This is a genomic window from Methanofastidiosum sp., assembly GCA_013178285.1.
In the GTDB taxonomy this organism is placed as follows: domain Archaea; phylum Methanobacteriota_B; class Thermococci; order Methanofastidiosales; family Methanofastidiosaceae; genus Methanofastidiosum.
Genome location: JABLXD010000012.1, coordinates 19,333 through 41,230 on the forward strand (window position 1 = coordinate 19,333; position 21,898 = coordinate 41,230).

Annotated in this window: 23 protein-coding genes and 1 other RNA gene; 4 read left to right on the plus strand and 20 right to left on the minus strand. The window is 33.3% G+C overall.

Annotation, left to right across the window (positions count from 1 at the left end; translation table 11 throughout):
* Positions 1-20: 20 nt before the first annotated feature.
* The 3 genes from HPY60_05365 to HPY60_05375 form a co-directional block, all read right to left on the minus strand.
* The gene (locus tag HPY60_05365; protein ID NPV50609.1) at positions 21-4,964 is read right to left on the minus strand and encodes a hypothetical protein; all 4,944 of its coding nucleotides are present in this window, start codon (positions 4,962-4,964) and stop codon (positions 21-23) included.
* A gap of 161 nt (positions 4,965-5,125) precedes the next feature.
* Positions 5,126-5,344: a hypothetical protein gene (locus tag HPY60_05370; protein ID NPV50610.1), complete on the minus strand. Its 219-nt coding sequence runs from the start codon at positions 5,342-5,344 to the stop codon at positions 5,126-5,128.
* The gene (locus HPY60_05375) at positions 5,334-6,104 is read right to left on the minus strand and encodes a P-loop NTPase (protein NPV50611.1); all 771 of its coding nucleotides are present in this window, start codon (positions 6,102-6,104) and stop codon (positions 5,334-5,336) included. The genes HPY60_05370 and HPY60_05375 overlap by 11 nt, the downstream gene beginning before the upstream one ends.
* 123 nt (positions 6,105-6,227) lie before the next feature.
* Between HPY60_05375 and HPY60_05380 the strand changes: the two genes are divergently transcribed.
* Complete coding sequence (locus tag HPY60_05380) at positions 6,228-6,725, plus strand: archaeosortase/exosortase family protein (protein NPV50612.1); 498 nt, start codon at positions 6,228-6,230, stop codon at positions 6,723-6,725.
* Here HPY60_05380 and HPY60_05385 read toward each other — a convergent pair.
* On the minus strand, positions 6,714-7,745 hold the full coding sequence (locus HPY60_05385) for a glycosyltransferase family 4 protein (GenBank protein NPV50613.1): 1,032 nt from the start codon (positions 7,743-7,745) through the stop codon (positions 6,714-6,716). The two genes, HPY60_05380 and HPY60_05385, sit on opposite strands and share 12 nt — an antisense overlap.
* Positions 7,746-7,782: 37 nt before the next feature.
* Here HPY60_05385 and rnpB point away from each other — a divergent pair.
* Positions 7,783-8,087, plus strand: an RNA gene (gene rnpB / locus HPY60_05390) — RNase P RNA component.
* Position 8,088: 1 nt separating this feature from the next.
* Here the strand turns inward: rnpB and HPY60_05395 are convergent.
* The 7 genes from HPY60_05395 to HPY60_05425 form a co-directional block, all read right to left on the minus strand.
* Positions 8,089-8,823, minus strand: coding sequence for a geranylgeranylglyceryl/heptaprenylglyceryl phosphate synthase (locus HPY60_05395; GenBank protein NPV50614.1), 735 nt, complete (start codon positions 8,821-8,823; stop codon positions 8,089-8,091).
* A gap of 13 nt (positions 8,824-8,836) precedes the next feature.
* Positions 8,837-9,067 carry a hypothetical protein gene (locus HPY60_05400; GenBank protein ID NPV50615.1) on the minus strand — a complete coding sequence of 77 codons (231 nt, stop codon included), beginning with the start codon at positions 9,065-9,067 and terminating at the stop codon, positions 8,837-8,839.
* Positions 9,068-9,198: 131 nt separating this feature from the next.
* Positions 9,199-10,116, minus strand: coding sequence for an ornithine carbamoyltransferase (argF, locus tag HPY60_05405; GenBank protein NPV50616.1), 918 nt, complete (start codon positions 10,114-10,116; stop codon positions 9,199-9,201).
* Between the two features lie 91 nt (positions 10,117-10,207).
* The gene (locus HPY60_05410; protein ID NPV50617.1) at positions 10,208-10,672 is read right to left on the minus strand and encodes a hypothetical protein; all 465 of its coding nucleotides are present in this window, start codon (positions 10,670-10,672) and stop codon (positions 10,208-10,210) included.
* A gap of 7 nt (positions 10,673-10,679) precedes the next feature.
* Entirely contained in the window at positions 10,680-11,135 is a 456-nt protein-coding gene (locus HPY60_05415) for a YkgJ family cysteine cluster protein (protein ID NPV50618.1), read from the minus strand.
* Positions 11,136-11,203: 68 nt separating this feature from the next.
* Positions 11,204-12,091 (minus strand): S-layer protein, encoded by an 888-nt coding sequence (locus tag HPY60_05420; GenBank protein NPV50619.1) that lies wholly within the window; start codon positions 12,089-12,091, stop codon positions 11,204-11,206.
* A 71-nt stretch (positions 12,092-12,162) separates the two neighbouring features.
* A complete protein-coding gene (locus HPY60_05425; GenBank protein NPV50620.1) occupies positions 12,163-13,623 on the minus strand; it encodes a tetratricopeptide repeat protein in 1,461 nt (486 codons plus the stop codon).
* 50 nt (positions 13,624-13,673) lie between these two features.
* Between HPY60_05425 and HPY60_05430 the strand changes: the two genes are divergently transcribed.
* Positions 13,674-14,303 carry an RlmE family RNA methyltransferase gene (locus HPY60_05430; GenBank protein NPV50621.1) on the plus strand — a complete coding sequence of 210 codons (630 nt, stop codon included), beginning with the start codon at positions 13,674-13,676 and terminating at the stop codon, positions 14,301-14,303.
* On the opposite strand, the gene rpl12p is transcribed toward HPY60_05430, so the two are convergent.
* The 8 genes from rpl12p to HPY60_05470 form a co-directional block, all read right to left on the minus strand.
* A complete protein-coding gene (gene rpl12p, locus HPY60_05435) occupies positions 14,283-14,597 on the minus strand; it encodes a 50S ribosomal protein P1 (GenBank protein ID NPV50622.1) in 315 nt (104 codons plus the stop codon). The genes HPY60_05430 and rpl12p overlap by 21 nt on opposite strands.
* 17 nt (positions 14,598-14,614) lie before the next feature.
* On the minus strand, positions 14,615-15,625 hold the full coding sequence (locus tag HPY60_05440; protein ID NPV50623.1) for a 50S ribosomal protein L10: 1,011 nt from the start codon (positions 15,623-15,625) through the stop codon (positions 14,615-14,617).
* Positions 15,622-16,266, minus strand: a complete 645-nt coding sequence (locus HPY60_05445) for a 50S ribosomal protein L1 (protein NPV50624.1) — start codon at positions 16,264-16,266, stop codon at positions 15,622-15,624. Before HPY60_05445 ends, HPY60_05440 begins: the two co-directional genes overlap by 4 nt.
* A 12-nt stretch (positions 16,267-16,278) precedes the next feature.
* Positions 16,279-16,758, minus strand: a complete 480-nt coding sequence (locus HPY60_05450; GenBank protein ID NPV50625.1) for a 50S ribosomal protein L11 — start codon at positions 16,756-16,758, stop codon at positions 16,279-16,281.
* A gap of 10 nt (positions 16,759-16,768) precedes the next feature.
* Positions 16,769-17,227, minus strand: coding sequence for a transcription elongation factor Spt5 (locus tag HPY60_05455; protein NPV50626.1), 459 nt, complete (start codon positions 17,225-17,227; stop codon positions 16,769-16,771).
* Positions 17,228-17,302: 75 nt separating this feature from the next.
* The gene (locus HPY60_05460; protein NPV50627.1) at positions 17,303-17,506 is read right to left on the minus strand and encodes a protein translocase SEC61 complex subunit gamma; all 204 of its coding nucleotides are present in this window, start codon (positions 17,504-17,506) and stop codon (positions 17,303-17,305) included.
* 24 nt (positions 17,507-17,530) lie between these two features.
* The gene (ftsZ, locus tag HPY60_05465; protein ID NPV50628.1) at positions 17,531-18,652 is read right to left on the minus strand and encodes a cell division protein FtsZ; all 1,122 of its coding nucleotides are present in this window, start codon (positions 18,650-18,652) and stop codon (positions 17,531-17,533) included.
* A gap of 137 nt (positions 18,653-18,789) precedes the next feature.
* Positions 18,790-19,629, minus strand: a complete 840-nt coding sequence (locus HPY60_05470) for a hypothetical protein (GenBank protein NPV50629.1) — start codon at positions 19,627-19,629, stop codon at positions 18,790-18,792.
* A 63-nt stretch (positions 19,630-19,692) separates the two neighbouring features.
* Here HPY60_05470 and HPY60_05475 point away from each other — a divergent pair, with 63 nt between their 5' ends.
* On the plus strand, positions 19,693-20,262 hold the full coding sequence (locus HPY60_05475) for a phosphatidate cytidylyltransferase (GenBank protein NPV50630.1): 570 nt from the start codon (positions 19,693-19,695) through the stop codon (positions 20,260-20,262).
* Here HPY60_05475 and HPY60_05480 read toward each other — a convergent pair.
* Positions 20,240-21,898 carry a phenylalanine--tRNA ligase subunit beta gene (locus HPY60_05480; protein NPV50631.1) on the minus strand — a complete coding sequence of 553 codons (1,659 nt, stop codon included), beginning with the start codon at positions 21,896-21,898 and terminating at the stop codon, positions 20,240-20,242. The genes HPY60_05475 and HPY60_05480 overlap by 23 nt on opposite strands.

The window sequence follows — 21,898 nt, forward strand, 5'->3', positions numbered from 1 at the left end:
CGTATAAGTTTATTAAATACTTATATTGAATCCTTCTTCTTTCCCTTTATTACTTCTTTTGGATCAGGCACGGAATTAGAGTTATTAGAGGAGAATCGACGAATATTTTCTTCCTTTTTGCCTTTAATAACTTCCTTTATATCTGGTACAGGAACATATGAATCATTTGAACTAGAAGGCCTTTTCTCTAATAATTCTTTAATTGAAGAGGGTATTTCGGGGGAGGTGTTGTTGTATCTAAAGTTGTTTGTCCAAGAGCTTCCCTTTTTACTTGATCCATTGTCGCCTTCTTTAAAGGGATTCTCTGGAGCACCGTTATTCTTCTTTTGTTTGAAGTCTTTGTATGCCCTTTCTACCGATGGAGGAAGATCTAGGTCGATATTTTTGGGAACCACTCTTCCTTTTATTTCTTTCAATTGCTCTTCTTCAAACTCAACATGTTTTTTATTTTCAATTTCGTTAATTTCATTTAATATTTTAGTCTGAAATTCGTCAAGTTCCTTTCTATCCATTAACTCTATATGACTAACATCCTCTGATTCAATTCTCTGCTCTGCTATTGCTATATTCTCTTTTCTTTTTTCAATTTCTTCTAAAGTTTTAGTAATTTCAGATCTTAATGATTCTATTTCAAAAGAATCAAGAGAGGCCAGCTTATCTTGATCCTGTAAAGTTGATTTTAATTCTTCTATATCTTTTCTAATCTCTTCCGGAGGGCCAAATTCTATCCTTGGGGGCCTTATATTAATATCCTCTTCTGCTATTGGCATGACCTGTGGAGAATATTTCATTTCGGCCTTTGCATTGTTAATTTTAATTCCCTCTTTTTGTGAAGGTAGTTCTTTATTAATGACCCCTGCAGATTCCAATTCTTTTCTTAAAGATTCATTTTTTAGACCTTTGGATTCTTGAGATTCATATAAATGGGATAGGGAAAAAGGTTTCTTTTCTTGAGGTATGCCTTCTTTCTTCTTTGAAAATAATGAAAATTTACTCTTTTGTTTCTGTTTAATTGCAGGAGGCGCAACTTTTTTACCGAGTAATTCATGACCAATCTGATCTTTAGTTAGTATATTATCTTCACGTGTTGCAAACTCTTTAAACTTATTTTCAATTTCAAGACTTGGAGAGGGAGGTGGTTGCATTCTTTCTTTGGAGGGTATTTTTTCCTTCTTAGAAAACAGGTCAAAACTTTTCTTCTCTTTTTTAATGCCTCCATCTAGTGATTTAGATTGAGTTCCGAAGGGAGCTATTGGAGCCTGTTGTTCAGATTTAACAGATTTTTCTTTTTGTCTTGAGAAAACTCCAAATCCTTTTTCGGATTTAGTTGTTTTTTTCTTAACTATCTCTGGGCCGGGAGGAGGTGTTCCACCTTTTTGGATCATAGATTTAGTAGATGGCCCTTTCGATCTGGTTGATCTATAGACCGAGTATCCTACTACGGACAAAAGTAGTGCAATAATTGCAATTATAATATATGGCGCATATGGGGAAGACTTAATATCCTCTATTGTTTGAGTTACGGCTTGAGGGACACTTGGTACGCTAGATTGAGGAGCTACTTTTGCTTTAACACTGATTGCTGTTCTTTCAATATCAAAAGATTTTAACTCCTCAAAGGCGTTCATCCAGTAGAACTTTGAGTCTTCTAAGATAAAGGAGCCAGACTTTGTAGCTTTTATTTGTATTTCTTTTGATACCTCAGCCCCACCTTTAATTTCTTCAATTATAATTTCTTTATCTCCAGAAATTATTTCAAATTCTGAAGGAAGTGCTTCAGCTATTTTAACTTCGTATATATCGTCCTTGCCCCAGTTTTTGATATTATATATAATTTTCAATACTTCTCCTTCTTCAATTTCATTAGTAGAGATAGTTCTAGAAATTGAAGGTCCCCAAACTGTAACTAATGTAGGGGATAGAGATTTAGTTCCTTTGACGCCCCACTCGTCTTCATAAGTAGAAGCTGTTTGGCCAATCTGGTATTCTCCGCCTTGAGAAGGAACTAATGTGTATCTTAAAGTAACTCGCTCTTCTGGTTTCAGTTGGCCTCCCCAATAATTAATACCTGTTGTCAATTGAAGATTTGAAGGTATCCTGTCCTCGATTCTTACATTTTTAGCATCGCCATCGCCAGTATTAGTTATTATTGTTGTAACAGGGATGATATGCCCAATTCTAACAATATCCGATTCATATTCAGATTCTTGTCTAATCAACTGTATATTTGGAGTCCTTCCACCAACAGTTATATTTGTAGATGCTTCAGATTTAGCCTTCTTCGCAGCAATATCTTCAAATTCTGATGAAGTATTGATAGTGAATATCTTATCCTTATTCTCTTGAAGAACTCTGACTGTGAATTTAGTTGTTTTGGAATCTCCTTGTTTTAAACTATCAACAAACCCTCCAAGTTCTCCGTCTACAAGCTCTATATCCCCAGAAATAGAGTTGATATAGCTTATTTTCTTTGCAAGACCATCTCCTGTGTTAGTTAAAGTTAGGACAACATCGACATACTTATAATCTGCAAAAGAATAATCTTCATTGAAATATTGGATATTGGAAATTGTAATCTTAGGTTCTCCGTTTACTCTTACTGATGTACCTGATGCTATATGTTCAAAACTATGCCCTTCTAGATCATAATATAATAATTTAGTATCCCCAATTTTATATTCGCCTGGATACGACGCTGTTATGATATAATTATACATTTTTTCCTGTTCTGGTTTTAGTTCAGGAATTGTATATTCTATTCTTTTTATTTTAGGATTGTCAATCAATCTAAATCCTTCAGGGACATAATCAAGAACCTGCACATCTCTTGCAATTTTATTTCCAGTATTTCTTACAACTAGCACGACTATAACAGAATCTCCCCTAGATATGGTAACTCTATCCAATTTTTTAAGAATTTCAAGTCTAGGAAATTCCTTGCTTACGGTAACAGGCTCAATTTTAGAAGTTGTTTTGTATTTTTTCCCAGCTTCATCTTCAAAAAGTAGTTGAGTTTTAAATTCAAATTCTCCCATTTCTAAAGCTTTAACTTTGTAGATTAATGTAAATGTTTCATTTTTTGCCATTTTTGGAATATTTGTTGTTGCACTGCCATCAATTAACTCGAATCCGTCAGGAATATAATCAATTAGATTTACTTTTGTGGCAGTTATATCTCCTATATTTTTAATTCTAACTTCAACGTCAGTAGTTTCTCCTACAAAAAGTTTTTCTTTTACAATATTTCTTGTAATTTGAAATTCTGGTTGTTTTGGTACAATTGTAACTAATGTTTTATCACTTTTTGAATAATCTTGAATTACTTCCTGTTCTTTTTCATTAAAGTATCCCATTTGGTAGGATAAATCAATTTGGATTGGTGATACCTTTAGATAGTCAGTTTTTGGAGATTTAAATTTAAATACAATCAATCTTGTTTCATCAGGTTCCATAGATTTTATTTCAAGGCATGCTTCATTGTCTGAACCACAATAACAATTGTTACCTGTTAAAAAAGTGAAATCTTTAGCTGTTATATGTATTTTTACATTTTTTGCAGGTATATCCCCAGTATTTTGAATTTCAGTTACATACCAAAATGTTGTATCTGATTGAGGCTTTTCAATTTCATTTTCAGTTTCAAATTCAAAATCTTCAGGCCTCATTATTGAATGTATTATTGGAGTCCAAATTACTGTACCTCCACCCATCTCATAAATTGTTAGTTGTCTAATATTTTTACAGGTACTATCTTTTCCGATAGTAACAATATCTCCCTGGCGCAATTCACCAAGTTGAACAAATGATCCATTTGTCTCTTCAAAGTTATAGACATATTGGATATTTCCATTTATCATGGAAACATTGAAATTGTAAGTTTTTTCATCGAACTCGACAGAGCCGGAGCTTGCATTAATATCTACATCTCCTAAAAGAACAGTTTTAATCCCTTCCTTACTTCCTCTCAAGAAAGTTCTGTTGGTATCATCTATTTCTCCCCTATATAGTGTTGTTGAATTAATTGATAGTTCGGGTTCTTTTCTTTTAGTTACTGTTATGTTGAGTTTATATCTACCAAAGTAATTGGCATTTTCGTGATCATTAATTTCATTTACTTTAATTTTAAGAATTTCATCTATGTATAATGTATCTCCCGGAACTACCACCTGCTGGATTACCAAGGTACCCTTTCGATAAACTTCTAGAATACCTCTTTCTGGAGGCATTACAGGATGCCTTCTTTGGAGATCTTTAAGCAATATTGTATAATCTCCTACAACTGTGAGATCTCCAATCTCTATCCATCCCATGAATACGGCATCGGGATCATAATAGGGCCCCGGTAAAAGGACAAAGTCTTGAGTAATAGTTCCAGAAGGATAAGGCACGTTGACACTTATTTTTTTAGGAAGCCATCCTACTCCAGAAGCTTCAATATCGTAGAGCCCCCCAAGACCGGAAAGTGAGTAATTACCATCAGTAGACGTTATAGAAGTTGCTAAAACATTTTCCGTTCCAGGATAGTAAGCATTTACAGTTGCACCTTCAATTGGTGTTATGCCATCGGGCTGGAAAACATGTCCCACGACACTGCCATTTGTATCTTGGAGCGTTAAATTATAATCGGGCCCACAAGATGTGATGCATGTATCTGCCAATGTAGAATTCGAAGTATAGCCCGGAGCATATGCCCTTATTATATACTTACCATGTTCTAATGGATATATATAAAATGTACCATTTACATCTGTTGTTGTCATCCCTTTTATGGTGGGGCAAGCATTATTATCGTTAGCATAATGGGCATCAACGATTGCACCGCTGATTCCTTGTGGAGTTGCATTAGTATCTGTTATTCGACCAGAAATTACGCCTTGCGCCAAAACTGGAGTTGCAACAACGCTGACCATGAATATCGATAATAAAAATATATTTAGTAAGTATAAATAATTGGATTTTTGCATTGTTCCACCTAGTTGTGAATATCCACTACCAATTATGATTTAATAACTATATAAAGCTTTTGGTATTATTGATTAACAATAGATATTTTTAATTTTTAGAATTAGTAAATAACTCTTGTAATAATAAAATAGAAAAATATATTTTTGAGAAGAATATTGTATTATTTAGAAAGTTTTTTAATTCTGGCAAGACGTGCCCTTAATATCTCAAGTTCTTCTCTTGACAATCTCCCACCACGTAATCTTTCAAGTTCTTCTTTTTGCAGGTACACTCTAACTCCTAAGATAACATTAATTATTATACTAATTATGGCTATAATAAAAATTATTATCCAGCTATTAATCATTACATCTACTAGTGCCATAATATCATCTCCCAAATAGTCCTCCCATTAATTTATTCATGGATTTGGTAGAAGAATCAAATTCTGACTTCTTTCCTGCAATTTTTTTAGCAATATCTCTAATAGCTAGTGAAGCAGGAGATTTTGGATCCAATAACACGAAAGGTTTGCCTAGTGTTGTTGATTTCTTTACTATTTGATCCTCTGGGATGTTACCAATTATCCTGAGTTCAAGTATTGCTTCTATTTCCGGACCTGAAACTTCTGTTGGATCTCCTCTAACTCTATTTACAATAACTCCAAGAATCCTTGTGCCCAATTTTTCAGCTACCAATTTTATCTTTAATGCATCGGACAAGGAAGTAATTTCAGGATTTACTATTAAAAGCATGTTTTGTGAAGCTGCTATAGAAGTAACTGCATCTACTTCAAGTCCAGGAGGCCCATCAATTATCAACAAATCAACTTTTTCAACAAATACTTTGAATATTTGATTAATTTTATCGGGATCTGATTTTTTTAGTCTTCTTAATGATAAACCAGCTGGAACAACTTTAACTCCTCCAGGGCCATCATATACTATATCTTCAGGTCTTGCTTTATCTTCCAATACATCCTGTATTGTTTTGGGCAATCCCTCCATTCCAAATATTAGCTCAAGATTGGCCATAGTTATATCTGCATCAAAAATTAGAACGTTAAGCCCAACCTCAGAAAGAGCAATTCCTAAATTGGCGGCTATTGTTGTTTTACCTACTCCGCCCTTTCCTGAGGATATGACTAGTGATTCTCCCAATAAAACTCCTCCATTGTTTATAAAGTAAAAAGTAAATTAATATATAAAATTATCCCTGATTATTACGAAATCTACAAAAAAGATAAGGAAAAACTTAAAACAGACTTTAATATTGAAAAATCAATGATAAAAAATAATATAATTCAAAAATATGGCGAAGAAAATTATATCAAGTTATTATTTTTTATCAAAGGGGCGTTAATATCTATATTTCTTTATGTTATAAGTGATTATACCCCCATTAGAATATTTACTGCGCAGGCTGTTAAAGAAGGGATAACTTTTTTTGATATACAAAAGCCACTAATTATATCTGGTAAATTTGTGGCCGTTGGAAATTATGAGATATCTAAACGATGTATTGGATTGGCTTCAGGGGCTATATTTACTGCTTTATTTATTTTATCTTCTTTTAAACTAGTCAAAAAGATCATATACTTATCACTATTCCTTATAAGTCTATTATTCCTTAATATATTAAGATTGATAATAACAATATATCTTTTCGAACAAGGTTACACCTGGCTTATTGCCCATGACATATTAGCTTATGTTCTTGGGATTGGTTTTTCATTTCTTGTTCTAATAAGAATTAATCCTTACATACCATTATTTAGATAAAGTATTTTTATAAACCTCCAAATTTGCCTTTGCACATTTTTCCCATGAAAATAGATTTGATTTGCCAATGACTTTATTCGAGATATTTTCCCTAAATTCTGGAATTTTTATTATTTTCTCTACTAACTCAATTAGTTGACTTTTATCTGGAACTGCCAGATCTAAATCGCCCAATAAATAATTAGACCCAGGGCTTTCTAAAGCTACGACAGGGATGCCACACGCCATGGATTCCAAAATAGAAAGTCCAAATCCTTCTGTTTTTGATGTAGATACAACGCAAAGAAGTTTTTTCAAATATTTCTCAGTTTCAATTATTTCTCCCAAGAAAAAAATATTTTGTCCTTCTGAAATTTTCTCAAGTTCCGTTCTTAGATATCCATCTCCAATAATATAAGCTGGTTCAAGAATTCCTTTTCTTCTAAGTTCTTTTACTAATTCAATAAATTCTCTAGGATTTTTTTCATTGACTAATGCTCCAATGAACCCAATACCTTTTTTTTCTGAGTTTTCTGGTAAAAATTTAGAATGCTCAACTCCGTTGGGTATGGAAAAAATTTTTCCTTTTGATAAAGTTTCAATTTTTTCTGCTAGATCTGGAGAAACGGCTATGATTGTAGGATAATTGGATAATATAAACTTGACTAACTTTCCCATTATTCCTTTTTCTAAGTATACATTAATATCGCTTCCATGAACAGTTAGAATCCTTTTCTTTCTTGTAAATATTGATAAAAAAAATCCCAATAATCCAGGAGTTGTTGCAAAATGAGAATGTATGACTTCAATTTTATTCTTTCTAATAACACTAACTCCCTTGAAAATCCCAAAGAGAACAAAAAAAAAGCCTCTAAATTTTTTAGGTAATTTAGATGAGTAGACTTTTTCTTCTAAAGAATTTGAATAAGTTAGCACATAAACATCTTGGTCAAGTTTCTCTAATTCTTTTTTAAGTTGATATATATGGGTTGAAATGCCACCAATTTTGGGAGGATATTCTCCAATCATCAAGATATTCATGAAAAAATTTATATCTTAAACTTTTTTAAGTTATTGTGTGGGCGGATTATTGGCTTCCCTTCGGGGAGGAAGCTCCATCCACCCGGCCAAGATGTGGCATCAAAAGATGCTTGGGTAAATCCAAGGTAAAGGAACAGAAAAAAACGACCTTTGTCTGATGAAGATGATGTAGACAGAATATGGCAACATATTCTAAAACTACTGAGAAGACATAGGAAACGGTGGAATACCTTCCCACATGGTGCAAGACCAAACTAAAACCGATGAAACTTGGCCTGAGGTTTGTGGTAGGTCGCTTAGTTCAATGCCAATATTACAAAAGATGGGCTATAGTCCGTCCACTTTAACTTTTTATGGCTTTTATTATGTCATAAAGTTTTTCTTTTTCTTTCTCAATTATAGTTCCAGTTACGAATATATCTGCTCCCGCCATTGCGAGCTTCTTTGCAGCTTCAGGAGATCTTATTCCCCCACCTACTATTAGCGGTATATCTATGACTTTTTTTACAAGCCCTACCATTTCTGGTGTGACTGTATCTGGGGAACCCGATCCAGCTTCAAGATAAACTAACCTCATACCTAGGTATTGTGCTGCTAAAGAATAAGCAGCGGCAATTTGTGGTTTTTTTCTTGGAATTAGATCAGCTTCGCCCATCCAGCCTACAGTTTCTCCTGGTTCGACTACTAAGTAACCTGTTGGTATTGGTTCAATTCCTGTTTTTTTTACTAAGAAGCTGCCTAACGCTTGAGATTTAGTAATAAAATATGGATTCCTTGAATTCATATAAGACATGAATAAAATTGCATCGGCTTTGGGAGACACTTGCGCAACACCTCCAGGAAAAATTATTACTGGAAGTTTAGTATTAGCTTTAATTGATTCTATCAAGAGATCAAGATAATTCCCTAAAGTATGAGTAGAACCACCTATCAATATTGCATCGCTCCCCGCTTCTTCAGATATTGTGGCGGCGCTCTTAGCTTCGTCTATAGAGAAGCTATCTGGATCAACTAAAGAAAAATGAAGTTTTTCCCTCTGTAATTTATCTAAAAGATATTTTTCTACTTTGCCTGTCATTTTAAGTACACCTTTACATTCCAAGTTTTACTGAGTCTTCTTTTTTAGCTCTTACGATAACAATGTCCCCGATGGCAGAAACATCTTTGAATGGGACGGCAATGTTATCTATTCCTTTTTCTTGGCCTACTGCAAGTCCAAAGACTACCCCTTCTTTTACTTCAAGAATAATATCATTAATAATGCCTATGTACTCGCCCTTTGTATTATACAATTCGAGCCCATATAATTTAGAAATCCTCATGAATATCCCTTTTATGGATTTTAATATATGAGTTTATATATTTTTCTATATATTTAATTTTAGTTATATAGAATAATATATAGTTTAATTAAACTTTAATATAAAAAAGAATATAATAGATTATGAATCTATTACATTAAAAGTGCCATTACTGCTTTTTGTGCATGATTTCTATTTTCAGCCTGATCAAGTACTACTGAATGTGGTCCGTCGACAACTTCGTCAGTTATTTCTTCTCCCCTGTGTGCAGGTAAACAGTGCATAACTATACAGTCGTCTTGAGCTTGTGCAACTAATTTTTCGTTGACCTGATAAGGTTTGAATATCTTTACCCTGTCATCATGCTCTGTATCTTTTCCCATGCTTGCCCATACATCAGTATATATTACATCAGCACCATTAACGCCTTTTGGATCATTTGTTATCTCAAGCTTAAGCCCATCTTCTAATGCCAATTTCTCTATTTGTTTATCTGGCTCATATCCCTTTGGACATACAACAGTCATTTCCATCCCTACTTTTGCAGAACCAAACATTAATGAGTGACAAACATTGTTTCCATCGCCAACAAATGCTAATTTAAGTCCTTTGAATTCCTGTTTCTTCTCAAGAATTGTTTCTAAATCAGCCAAGCATTGACATGGGTGTAAAAGATCAGATAGACCATTTATAACTGGTACAGTTGAATGTTTGCATAATTCTATAATATTATCATGTGAGAATACCCTTGCCATTATACCATCACAATAACGAGCGAGAACTGCTCCCGTATCTCCAACTGTTTCACCCCTCCCTAATTGAAGGTCAGTAGAAGATAGGTACAAAGCATGCCCCCCCAATTGTTTCATTCCTACTTCAAAAGAAACCCTTGTTCTTGTGGATGGTTTTTGGAATATCATTGCTAAGGTTTTGCCATATAATAATTCGTGCTTTTCTCCAGTTTTCTGTCTAATTTTTAATGTTTCAGCAGTTTTCAAAATTTGCCATATCTCCTCTTTCGTAAGATCATGCAAAGAAGCAAGATGCTTGCCTTTCATATTAACTACCATTAAGTATCACCGAATGAAGAAAATAAAAATGCCTTTTAAATCTGATGACCTTGGTGTAACAAATTCAACATTCAATGTTTTAAACTAAACATTATTCAAGTGTCCTAAGGTAGGATCCTCTGTCAATTATATTACTAAGCATTTTTCCATCAAATTTTCCAAGTCCAATTACTTCATTCCTTATATTGGAGACTATAACATATCCTTTTTTGGGAGAATTTATCATATTTTTTATAAAGACGTCACGCCCATATAAAAATAAAGAAGTTCCTTTTTCATTCAGTTTTGATTTTTTTGTAGATATCCCCATTATTAAATAGCTTTCCAAACCTAATAAGAAATTACCTTTTGAAAATTTTCCAATTTGAGTTCCAAGTGACACCAGATTTTCATTTATTTTTTCATTATGAACTTTTTCTAAAATAAGTTTATTATAAAGAAATACTTCATCTCCAATTATTGATAATAGAGTATTTTCTGGTAATTCAAATGTTCCCCCATACATTTCTATTGTCTTTTTAATGGTGTCTAATTTTTTTCCATCTGCAATTTTCATAGTATCCCTATAAATTTAAAGTGTAAGCCATTTCAATCTTAATCTTCTGGCATAATTCCAATATTTTCTCAATATCAAATGGTTCCCCTTCATCCCCAATTCCGGGACAGGAAACATCTACATATATGTAAACTTTTTCGCCATTATTTAAAATATGTGGTGTGTCTGATTCTGATATGGGATTATAGAAAACTCCCAATGGAAAAAGTCTACAAATCAGAGGCTTATACTCATGTATTGTACAACTTGTATCATCCAAAAATACACAGCCATTATCCCAAATTCTTTTTTCAATGACGAATTTATTTCTTGTGATATCATATAAAGCAAACTCCTTATCAGTATTCTTTTCAATTCTTTCTATATCAAATAAGGTAAGTGGAACTCCCCTAACTCTGCAACATTCTCCACATTGTCTACATTTATATTTTTGTCCCGTATATAGTACTAATACCTCTTTCATTATAACCCCTTCATTTCCTATGGAGATTTAAAAAATTATATATAGAGTGCTAATTAAAATAAATTAATTTAAGAGTTAATCAATCTTAATACTGCATCCCTTGTCTTTTCCCTATCTGCCCCTGCAACAATAATTACATCGCGTCCAGGGTATAGGCCATCTTGTATAAATTCAATATCTCCTTGAGAGCTATACCAATCAATTTTTGATTTTCCTCGTTGCACAAGTCCTGCAACAATATTATTTGCAACTGGTCCCCCTACAAGTACAATATTATTATTTTTGGCAACATTTTCTAATAATGTTTCATCATTTGTTATCAGTTTCTCAGGTTCCCATATATTTACTTTGACTTGTTGGAATGCGCCGGGTTGTTCCGTTCTGAATATAGTATTAAATCTTAGATTTCCTCCAGAGTTGTACAATCCAAGTGAGTTGTCATTATTGTCCAATATTTCGATAGAGAAATCTGGAGAAATTGTAACATTTCTATTAAATTCTGGATTAATAATGTTTAATGGATTTTGATTTTGGGCAATATATATCTTTAGATTATTTGTATCTGTTGTAATGAATCTAAGATTTGTTACTAGAATAGACTGGCCATATGTGAAGGTGCCAGTATTTCCTGCATTGTCTGCCCATGTTAGGTTCATAGTAGAGGGATCTAAGGTGATTAATTGATCATTTGAAGCTTCCATTATTTTTGAACCCGATATTGTAACATAAACAAAATTCTCATAATAAGCTTCACTTTGAATTTTTGTTATAATTAAATTACCAGAGATTAGGTCCATGGAAGCAGCGTTTTTACCAACTACAATTATGGAGTGAGGTTGCCCGTTACTCGTATCGACAAAAAAGGATCTTGGGATATCTGTAGATAAAACTGGAAAAATTAAAAAGAGTTGAAAAGTCAATATTAATGAAAAAATAAAAGCCATTTTAGTTCTCATGTATTCTAATTAGTTATTTAATTTTTATGTCTTGCTATTTTATTTAAATAGAGATGAGTAAACAAAGAAAGTTAATAGTAATTTTTTAGTCCTTCGTAAGCTTCATTTATTTCTTTTAATATTTTTTCTTTAATTATTTTTTCTTTTTCATCTTGAGTTGTATCAGGATGATAGTACTTTGAAAGCTCTTTCCATCTACGTTTAATTTCCTCTGCTGTTGCATCCATATCTAATCTTAAAACTTTCAAATAGGATATCAAATATAAAGAATCATTATCAAGAGAATAGGGGATCTCTAAGGGGTATAATGTACTAGTTTCATAAATCTCTTTTCCCTTATAGTTACAATATATTTTAATATCAAAAGATCCCTCATTCTTTGATTTAATTGGAATTGTATATGACCTATACTCCATAGGTTTGAGAGAATCTATTCTATCTTCAACTTTTGAGATATTCAAATCTTTGTTCTTTTCTATAAAAATAGATATCTCAAAAGCTTCCATGTCCCCATTATTAACTAAATACAATTGAATTTCAGATTCTTTTTTTCTTTCTAATGAGTCTAAAATATAAAAAATATACCTTAGACTTGGTCTTCCAATGTCTTCATCTATTTTCACATTAAGAGTTTCAAGGCTCTCACTTAAACTATTAACTCGAACAAGAAGCTCTTTAATATATACATTAGAAGAAGATATAGACCTTTTACCATAATTATCTAAGAAAGACGAATAATCTTCATCAATTTGCAAGATGTCTTTGTAAAGACCTTCAAAAATATCTTTATAAAAATTATAATTTTTGCCCAAATCTTTTTTTGCCATTAAATTTAGGCCGATTTTTTCATAATTTGATAAACAATTTACCAAAAGATCCTTTAATGTTTTAATTTTTTCTTCTACTTTTCTTCTTTCAGAATAAAGATGTCTGACGTTTTCTAAGTACCGTAATGACTCTCCCTCCATGCCCAACATTTTTAAGGCATAAGCAATATTCTCAAGAGAAGGTATACTTTCAGGATTTTCGTTGAGGCACATTTGTAATAGATTTATTGAATCTTCAATCTGTTTTTTACCATTTTCAAGCATTAATTGTGCTCTTGTATATACATAGTCAAATTCACCCCATTCTTTAAGGAGTTGAATGGCTTCTTCTAATCTTTCCATTTTTTGAAGTGCTATTGCTAGATTAATAATTGCATTTTTATTATTTTTTTCTTCACTCAAAACTTTCTTAAAACAATTTGCAGCATCAGAATACTTCCCAATTTTTGATAAGGAAATGCCTTTATTGTAAAGAGTTTTAGTATCTTCTTGTTTTTTAAGAGCTATGTCATAAAATTTTAATGCCTCTTCTGGTTTTCCTAGTTTATCAAAAGATATGCCAATATTAGTAATAACGTCAATGTCTTGAGGGTCAATAGATTTAGCTTTTTCAAAACATTCTAATGCGTCCTTGTGTTTTCCCATTCTGTCAAGTAGTATTCCTTTTGAATTCCAGTAAGAAGAAGATTCAATAAGATTCGGCACGTTTCTAGGGGAAAATATACATTTAAAAGAGTTTTTATAGAATATTAATTATGTACCAACAAAAAGATGGTTACCATAGGATGGCAAAGAAAGAGGGGTATAAATCTAGGGCCTCATTTAAACTAATCCAACTCAATAAAAAATTCAATTTAATAAAAAAGGGGTATAGCGTTCTAGATCTCGGAGCTGCGCCAGGAGGGTGGATGCAAATAGCATCTACATTTGTTGGAGAAACAGGTCTTGTAGTGGGTGTTGATTTAAAAATAGTTAAAGAAAAATTTCCAAATTCTTTTTTTGTCCAAGGCGATATATTTGAAGATGAAACAATAAATAAAGTTAAAGAGATTAAAGAAGAGTTTAATACGATTATTTCAGATATGGCCCCAAATACTTCTGGCATTAGGTCTCTTGACCATCAGAAGTCGATTGACCTTTGTTACAGGGCCTTGGAATTATCTCTAAATTTATTACAATACAAAGGAAATCTATTGATAAAAATATTTCAAGGAGAAGGTACAAAAGAATTGATAGATGACCTCAAAAATGAATTTCATTATGTTAAAATATCAAAACCTGAGTCTTCAAGGTCTGCTAGTAGAGAAACATATGTCATATGTAAAGGTTTTAAAAAGAGAAAATTAAAAATAATTGAAAAAGAATTAACCGAAGAGAGCGCCTAAACCTTCAAGTGCTGATTCTTCTGCTTCTTCTTTCTTTTCTTCCTTCTTTGATTCTCCAGAAGGCTTTTGTTCTGAAGCGCCTGCTGCTGGTGCAGCTGCAGGTGCATGTGCAACTGGCATTGAAGCAGAGCTTATAGCTTCCTCAATATCTACACCTTCTAATGAAGATACAAGAGCTTTAATTCTGGCCTCATCGACTGTCACACCGGCAGCCTTTAAAACATTGTTTAAATTCGCTTCATTTATTTCCTTCTTAGCCTCATGAAGGATCATCGCAGCATATACATATTCCATAATCACACCTCCATTAATTAACCAAATAGGGCCCCTAGACCTTCTAATCCGGCGTCCCCATCTTTATCTTTATCATCTTTAGTTTCTTCAACTTTTTTTTCAGTTACTTTTTTTTCAGCAGGAGCAGCTGATTGAACTACGTTCAACTTATTTTTTAGTTCATCGTCCAATGCTGCACCGTTTAACAATCTAGATAGACTTAGAGCCTGAGCAACGCTCTTTGACATAATTGGGCCTATTGTTTCTGGGGAAACTATATTTGCGCCAATTGCCAAGGACTTTGATTTAATTGTAGCTTGCTGTATTAATAGTTTTACGCTTTCTTTTGTGAATATTCTTCTATCAAAGGATAATGCTAAAGCTTTAGTGAATGCTTTTATTATGTTGTTTCTAGTTTCAACATCGTCTATACTTAGAACATTTCGCTTGAATATTAATCCTTCTTCATAAGCAGCTGCTAAATCTGCTCCAACTTCCATTGGTTCAATCTTAAGTTGAGAAAGTATCTCGCTAACTTTTTTAGATATTGTTTCTCCATGTTTAACAAATACAGTATCTCTTTCAATGGATATCGTCCCTTTATCAATTTTAGCAGGAACTCCAAGAGATTGAAGCTCACTTACAAGTGGACCTGGTGGTAATCCAGTACTTCCTTGAGAGATTACTATATCCGCCTTTGCAACGTCACCTGGTTTTGCTGGAGCAGGTGCTTTAGATTTTTGTAAAAGTTTATAAATTCTGAATGGATTTTCATTGGAAAAAATGAATGCTGCTCCGGCGTTAATGTGATCTTTAAGTTGCTCTTTTTCAGTTTTTTCGAGAGCGATCTTCATTAAATTATTTTTAGACATTCTAAAAGTAACTTTGCCCCTCAGCTCTTCCCTTATGTTTTGCAACTGTTTTGCAGGAATATTTTGAAGATCAACTACCCCTACAACAGGAGAAGATTTAATCATGTCTCTAAGGGAATCTACCTCTTCGGATTTCCATTCCGCTACTTGTCCTTTTACTGCTACTCTTCCCTTCATTTAAAATCCTCCAGTTTTACCGAAGGCCCCATGGTGGTCTTTATATAAATAGACTTTATATTGTCAAATCCTTTTTCAAGTTTCTTTTCAAAAAACTTAATAACTTCTGAAATGTTTTCAGCTAACATTTCATCGTCCATTTTTTCGGAGCCAACAAAAGTATGAATCACAGACTGATTAGTACTTTTTATTTTAACTGTCTTTTTCAATTTATTTAGTATAGGTTCGAGCGGAGCAGTTGGAGGCAAAGGTGCAGGTGTTTTTCCTCTTGGCGCAAAGATTGGACCTAAAGATTTTCCAACTAAGGTCATGAAATCTGTTTGCGCTATGAAAAAATCATGACTATTTGCAACTTTTTTTGCAATTTTTTTGTCCTTTGCGAATTTTTCTATGTCTTCTTGATCAAATACTGACAAGTTTTCCTTTTTGGCCCTTAAAGCCATGTCGCCCGAAGCAAAGACACCAATTTTAACATCTTTGCCCCTTCCGTTAGGTAAAACAAAGTCTTCTTTGATACGATTTTGTGTTTTTTTCATGTCTAGCCCTTGGAGATTAATGCTCATCTCCACTGACTGTGTGAAGTTTCTCGGCTTTGAAGTTTCCTTCGCCTTCTTCACCGCTCGTAATACGGCATCTTTCAAAACTATTCCTCCTTATTTAATTAAATTATCGTATTTTCCTTCATTTATCTCATTTTGTACTACTCTTGGATCTTTTCCTTCGCAGGTTACCCCCATGGAAACACATGTTCCGAGGATCTCTTTTACTACGCCTGCGATAGTAGGAGATAAAGAAGAAGGTTCCTTCATCTTGGCAATTTTAACCAGTGCATCTATACTTATGTCCCCAACTTTGCTTGAAGATGGTGTAGAAGATCCTTTTTCCAATTTAAGATCTTTAAGAATTAATGCGGAAGCAGGGGGAACGCCGACCTCGACTCTAAAATTCTTTTTTTCATCGACAAATATTTTCACGGGTACTTTCATTCCCTGAAAATCTTTAGTTTTCTCATTTATTTCGGCAACAACCTTTCCCACATTAATACCAAGAGGACCTAAAGCGGGCCCTAAAGGTGGACCGGCAGTAGCTTTTCCTCCATCAACAAGTGAGGTAACAGATCTCTCTTTTCCCATTATATCACCACTAGCTCTTTTTCTCTATAATCCTGACGTAATCTCCTTTAACAGTAACCGGTATTGGTACCATTGCTTCAAGAAGTTCAACTGTAAGTTCTTCTTTACCTTTATCCACTCTTATTATCTTAGCTTTTTCGCCCTTAAACGGACCAGCTATTAACTCAACAATGTCTCCTTTTGCAAGACCGGATACGGATGGCTTTGCCTCTAAGAAATGACTAATTTCATCGAAAGCAATTTTACCTTCAAGAATCCCTCTTACATTTCGAAGGCCTTGAATGGCTTCTTCTACAGCCCCTTTATCACTCGCCTCAATGAAAACATACCCTTTTAAGGTTTCTGGTGCTAAGATTGCATAAACTTTAAGGTTGTTAGTTTTTACTTTTCCCTCTATCATCTTTGCTACATTCTGTTCTTGATTAACAGCTACCTTTAATGCAAAGATTGGATTCTCGTCATCATCCATCACATTCTCTCCCACAATAATAGCAAAATCAAAGGTACTCAAAGATTTAAAAAGTTTAGCCTTTGGAAAAGAAATTTATGCCCCAAAATTTTGAATTATGACTGAAACAAATTTTATTAGATACCCAATTATTCCAATCAATACTATTCCTATTCCAGTAACTTTGGAGGTGAGTGAATACTCTTTTCTTCCAGGCTTCTTAGCAAGTTTAAGTACTCTCGTGTACTCGGAAACCCAACTTCTTGCTCTTTCTTTTTTCTTTAGATTAGCCTCTGCCATGAGGCTAATTAATAAGAATCCTTTTTAAATGTATTCTATTCCAAGATCTATTCCTCTAACAGGCGCTTCGCTTTCAATGAGCATCTCAGTTTCTTTTCTTCCGAATATGTAAGGTGATTTGACCCCTGAAAGAACTACCATAACTCTAAGTCCGTTTTTAATATCTTCGTTTATCATTGCACCCCAAATTATTTGGGCATCTGGTTCAAGTTCATTTGTTACATGCTCAACGATTTTCTCTGCTTCCTCGAGTTTCATGTTTGAACTTCCGGTAATATTAATTAATGCTCCCTTTGCACCTGTTACATCTACATCTATTAGAGGACTGCTTAATGCTTCAGTAATAGCTTCTTTTGCCCTATTTTCTGTATCGGATTCTCCCATTCCGATCATTGCAACATCTCCCTCTCTCATTACTGATCTAACATCAGCGAAATCAACATTAACTAGTCCGGGCTTTGTAATTAATTCAGCTATCCCACCAACAGCCCTTATTAAAATATCATCAGAAACTTTAAATGCTGCATTTATAGGTAAGCCAGGGGCTATATCTAGTAATTTATCATTTGGTATAACAATAACCGTATCTGTAACTTTTCTTAATTTTTCAAGTCCTTTTTCTGCATTTCTTTGTCTCCTTAGACCTTCGACAGTAAAAGGTAATGTAACTACTGCGACAGTAAGTGCCCCAAGTTTTTTAGCTATTTCGGCTATTACTGGTGCAGAGCCTGTTCCAGTTCCACCGCCAAGTCCACAAGTAACAAAAACCATGTCACTTCCTTCGAGGACATCTTTTATAGTCCTCTCGTCTTCTCTTGCGGATTCTTCCCCTATTTTTGGGTCGTTGCCTGCTCCCAAGCCTCTTGTGACTTCTTTCCCTATCAAAATCTTTTTATCGGCTCTTGTGTCCAATAAATCTTGGGCATCTGTATTGACGGCTACTGCCTCAACTCCAATAACTCCAATTTCCATTAATCGGTCGATAGCATTAGACCCTGCTCCACCAGTTCCTACTACTTTAATTTTAGCCCTTGAGTCTCTGAGTACTCTTTCAAGTTCCTCATCTACAGAAGTATAGCGATGATCTTTAACTATCTCTTTTTCTGTTACCGCCCTCTCAATGGCATCTTCAATAACAGACCTCATATAACTCCCCCTTATTATTAATGTAGCTACTTAATATTGGTAACATAAAACTCCTATTTGTAATCTATATATGTTAATAGTATATAAAGCTTTTGCTTAATAATGATAATTACAATGCTTCTCTTTAGTGGTAATCCTTATTCTTTTTCAATATCACTTGTTTTTGCAAATGATATACCTAGATTAGTTAGTTTATCTTTTAAATCTGACCGTTCTTTAATACCCTTCCAGTCTAAAAGGATAACGTCTAGGCGTTCACTTTTTTTAATTAATTCATGAAGCATGGAATCTGTTACAGGAGTGTTATACTTTGCAATAACATGGCCTATAGCAATATCTGTATTCAACATCATCTCGGTAAATTTAGGGCAATAATGGCCTCCGCCAACACCTGCGGCAATTCTATAAGACTTTTGTTTTTGATTATATGAAAGAGAAGTATAAATTGCGGAAGCTATTACTTCTCCAGCTTCTTTTATTCCCCAATAGGTTTCATCACTTCCTATCTCGATGAATGTTGTAGGAAGTCCGGTCAAAGGGCCATGGTGTGTGGCTTCAAGGGATACTTCAAAAGATATATCCAATTTTTTTGACAAATTCATAATTTCGTTTAACACTATTTTTTGGAATACTGGATTGGAAGGAGAAACTAGATCATCTTTTCCACCATAATCGGCCTTGCCAAAATTTCCCGGGGTATGGCAAGTCAATGTTGGAATTTTAGCAACGGATTTATGTCTTGTTGCAAAAAAAATTGAATCTATTTTTGTCAGTTCATAATCGGCCACTTCTTTTTGAATAATAATTTCTGGAAAATCAGTGTAAATAGTTTCATTTTTAATTCTTACTATTAAAGCATCTTTATTCTTATCATAAAAATAATTATTTTCAAGTTTTTCAAAGGGATATTTTTGAAGTAAGTTTTCCCTAATATTTTCTCCTGCTTTATCTAATTCTGAACTTATTATTAGCTTCATCTAGTTACCCCAAACATTAAAATACCCCTGCCTATAGTATTTATATATTTAATGAGGATTTACATGGATTCTGAACTAAGAAGAAAAATATTCCATGAAATAGGATTATTAATTCCAATAAATTATTATATATTTTTTGATAAAAAAGACGCAATATTTGGGATGTCAATTTTAGTATTACTTTTTGTATTTATAGAATTTTTAAGATTACGATACAATTTTGGGATTGAATTTATTCCAAAAGTTGTAGGAAAAACTGTAAGAGATTATGAAGAAGTTGATTTGTCGGCTGCAACTTATTTTATTATTTCTTCATTTTTTGCAGTTCTTTTATTTGATAAATACATCGCTATTGCTGCGATTACTTATAATTCTATTGGAGATTTTTTTTCAGCTATGGTCGGTAAAAAATTTGGGAATACAAAGTATATGGGCGGAAGGAAATCTTTAGAGGGTAGTTTTGCTTGTTTTATTTCATGTTTTCTTATTGGATTATTGATATTAAATCCATTTTTAGCAATTATTGGTGCCCTTGCGGCAACATTTGCAGAAGGATATTTAATAAAGGTAAATGATAATTTATCTATACCGATAATATCTGGAATAGTACTTACCCTTGTATCTTTTCTTTGAAAATTTCAAATATTGCTGAAAGATCTATTTCAAATGCAGAAACTGGCATTTCTAATTTGAAATTATACAACACTTCAGGATGCAACTCTCCCATTTTTCCTATAAGAATGCCCCCAATATCTAAGGAACAAGACCTTCCTTCAATGAAGTAAGGATAATCTTCTTCTTTAACTGAATACTGAAGTCCAAATGAAGAAATAAGGCCATTAATTATCCCCTTTATCTCAGAGAAGTTTGCATTTGGGTGACAAATTGCACAAGAAAGATATTGTTTTTCTACTAAATTTTGATCAGGTACAACTATTCCTACTTCAAATATATTCTGAGGGTACTCATAATGTGAATTTGAAACTAATGCTTTTAGTAATAAAGGTAGCAAGCTACATCTTACTGTATCAAATTCTGTATTTACTGCATTTATTGTCTTTACAAGTTTTCTTTTATTATCAAGCATTTTGGTAATCAGGACATCTTCATTTGAAAGGATATAATTTTTGACTTCAAAGAAATTAAATCCTACCATCACTTCTTCTACTTTTCTTACAAATATTTCAATAGGATTTTCTTGCCCAATTGTCGCTATTTCAGGTATTTCGGGGATGAAGTTTTCAAATCCATAAGAAATAGAGATATCCTCAACTATATCTATAGGGTGTAAGATATCTGCCCTATATGCGGGGATTTCTACGACAATTTTACCTTTAGACTTTGAAGATATTCCATATCGCATTTTCAATAACAAATCTGCAGTTTCATTTTCAGATAAATTTAGTCCAAGGATTTTATTTGAATATGATAAATCCAGTTCCATTTTTTCTCGAGTAAGTTCCGGATAAATCAACTCTTTTCCTTCATCCGTTAGTTTAAAAGAATGTATCTCTCCCCCTCTAATGAAAAGCCCCATCAAAATTATATTCAACGCGTATTCAATGCTCTTTTTATGCGTGCCTGTTATATCAATAAAAAGATTTTTTGTTTTCTCAGTTACTTTTGTATGATCTCCATTAATAATAGGTGGCATTGATAATACTTTGCCACTGCTATCTATCCAAATTGGGCATTCTTTAAATTCTGATAATAGATGTGCATAAGCTATTCCTTTAGGATGTGTCTTCAATATTTCATCTATAGTTAGATTTTTATCAAATTCTAAAGGTATAAATGAGAAATCTCTGGGCATTGTAGTGTATGTAATCGGAAATTTAATCGTATCTAAGTCATGTACCCCTATTGCAACTTTCTTTCGATTCCTCCCGTGAGTGATATGTAATTTTTCTTGAATCTGCATTAAAGATTTAATTGTGTCATCGTCAAATTTTATTCCTTTAACAATTGCGCCAACTGCAAAAGGCCTTACAGATTTTACTTTTGGGTCAACAGACCCTTCGTAATTTGACTTATGAACTTTGAATTCAATAGGCCCTTTCTCTAATCCCATGAAGCCCTTCAAAGCACTAGTAAATCCTTCGATAGACAACATATCTGGCCTATCTGGAAAAATTTCAACAACAATTTCAGGATTTACTTTCTCTAAATCTGTACCAATCATTGAGATTCTATCGCTCAGAGTTTTATCATCAACAGCTTTTCCGAGCAATGATATGAATTCATTCTTATCAAAATTAACAGTTGGCAT